Source organism: Massilia sp. DJPM01 (genome assembly GCF_030348125.1).
Taxonomy (GTDB): Bacteria; Pseudomonadota; Gammaproteobacteria; order Burkholderiales; family Burkholderiaceae_D; genus Telluria_A; species Telluria_A frigida.
This window is the reverse complement of sequence record NZ_JAQOZV010000163.1, coordinates 1-1,664: the sequence shown is the minus strand read 5'-3', so window position 1 is coordinate 1,664 and position 1,664 is coordinate 1. Positions and strand designations below refer to the sequence as shown.

Sequence of the window (1,664 nt, the reverse complement as noted above, 5' to 3'; positions counted from 1 at the left end):
CCTGGATGTTGCATAAACCGGAGTTGCCAGCCGGCCTCTCCCTCGAAGTCAGTCTGCCTGAGCTGCGGCAGTGCGCCGGGCGAAGTTCGCCCTACCCACACGCAATAGGTTCGGTAAGCTGGCTGGTTATGGAGGTGATGGGCGGGTGGTCTATTCTCGGCTGACCGGACGAACCGGCGTCATGAGGTGTTGACGGTGTGTGCTGGTGCGGAGATGATCAGCCGTTCGGCGAGCGTATGCAGCAGATCCTTGACGGCACAGGCGCTTGGCAAATGCAAGACGATGCGCTGTTTTGTTTGGCGGACCTGGACCGCGATCTTGAACAGCTTGTTGATGACCGTCGACGGTTGCGCTTGCGATAGGGCTGTGCGTTGCAACCCTTGAGTGCGGAGCTGTTGATGCAGTATGTAGGCTGCGCTGTGCATCAGCAAGCGCATGAAATTAGCGAGGAAGCTGGTGCAGGAAGTACGGTCTGATGCCAGGTCGGTCTTGAGGTGCTTGATGAAGTTTTCGGATTGGCCACGCGCGCAATAGACTTCCTCGTACAGCATGCCAGCATCGAGGCCGCCCAGCGACGTGACGACGAAGCGCGGATTCTCGCCGAGCGCCATGACCTCGGCCTTGAGCAGCACGCGCCACGGCTTTTCCCACGAACCTGCGGCATAGGGGAATTCGTCATACAGGCGCACCGCGTCTGGCACCACATCGCCGGTTTGCACGGCCGCCCACAGTGCGCAGGCACGCTGCTTGGTCTTTTCCGCCAGCGCCTGCAGCTTGACGTTGCCGGGCAGGCCGAAGATGAAATCGATGTTGGGCATGGCAGCGATCATCTGCATCAATTCCGGCCTGCCGAAATGACCGTCGCCGCGCACCAGGATGTGCGTGTCGGGGAAGTGCCGGCGAATCTGTGTGACCACACGCCGCATGATCATGGCGTTTTCGGCGCCGGTCGGACTTTTACCGGGCCGCAGAAGAGCGGCCACCAAGGCGCCCGACTGTCCATCGAAAATAAACAAAGGCAGATAGCAAGTGCTGCGGTAATGGTGGTTGTAAAACGCAAGCGGCTGCTGCCCATAGGCAGCGTCTTCCGAGTGGTCCAAATCGAGAACCAAGGTCCTTGGCTGTGTCGCGAAGCCGGCGATAAATTGTTCGACCAGCGCTTTGCAGAGGCGATAGATATCCTTGCTGCTGGCTGCGTGTTCAAAGCGCGATATCGTCGCCCCTGACGCCAATGCGGCATCGGCGGAAAATGGCAGGCGATTCGCGCCGAGCTTGAACATCGGGTCGTGACGCAGGCTATTGGAGTCGTTGCCGTCTTCGTAGCCGCAGCCGATCTGGAAGATGCGCTGGGTCAGCAGGTCAGCGTACGAATGCGTGACGTAACTGGCGTGCCGAGTGTCAACCAACGCATTGGCCAAGCGCTCGGTCAAGCCAATCTGGCGATCGACGCCACGCAACAGCAGCGGCCCCAAGTCCGACGACAAGCCGCCGCCGTCAAAGTCGGCGCGAATGGTATGGCCTGGAATGGATGGAAAGCGGAGCTGTTCTGAAGTAGAATTCATGTCGGGCAAGGTGGCGTTTGTGTTTGATTGACTGTGTTTCGAGATACTCACATTTTATCAATCACTTACGGCATTCTTGCCCTTTTTTATGCAAAATTCAGG

The 1,664-nt window shown here is 58.6% G+C and carries 1 protein-coding gene; it reads right to left on the bottom strand.

The features are described 5' to 3' along the window. Positions 1–179: 179 nt before the first annotated feature. Complete coding sequence (locus PO883_RS34375; RefSeq protein ID WP_289313789.1) at positions 180–1,562, bottom strand: IS1380 family transposase; 1,383 nt, start codon at positions 1,560–1,562, stop codon at positions 180–182. Positions 1,563–1,664 lie beyond the last annotated feature (102 nt).

What these genes read in the sequence shown, in the direction of transcription:
- PO883_RS34375 (WP_289313789.1), bottom strand. Translation starts at nt 1,562, where the DNA reads ATGAATTCTACTTCAGAACAGCTCCGCTTTCCATCCATTCCAGGCCAT.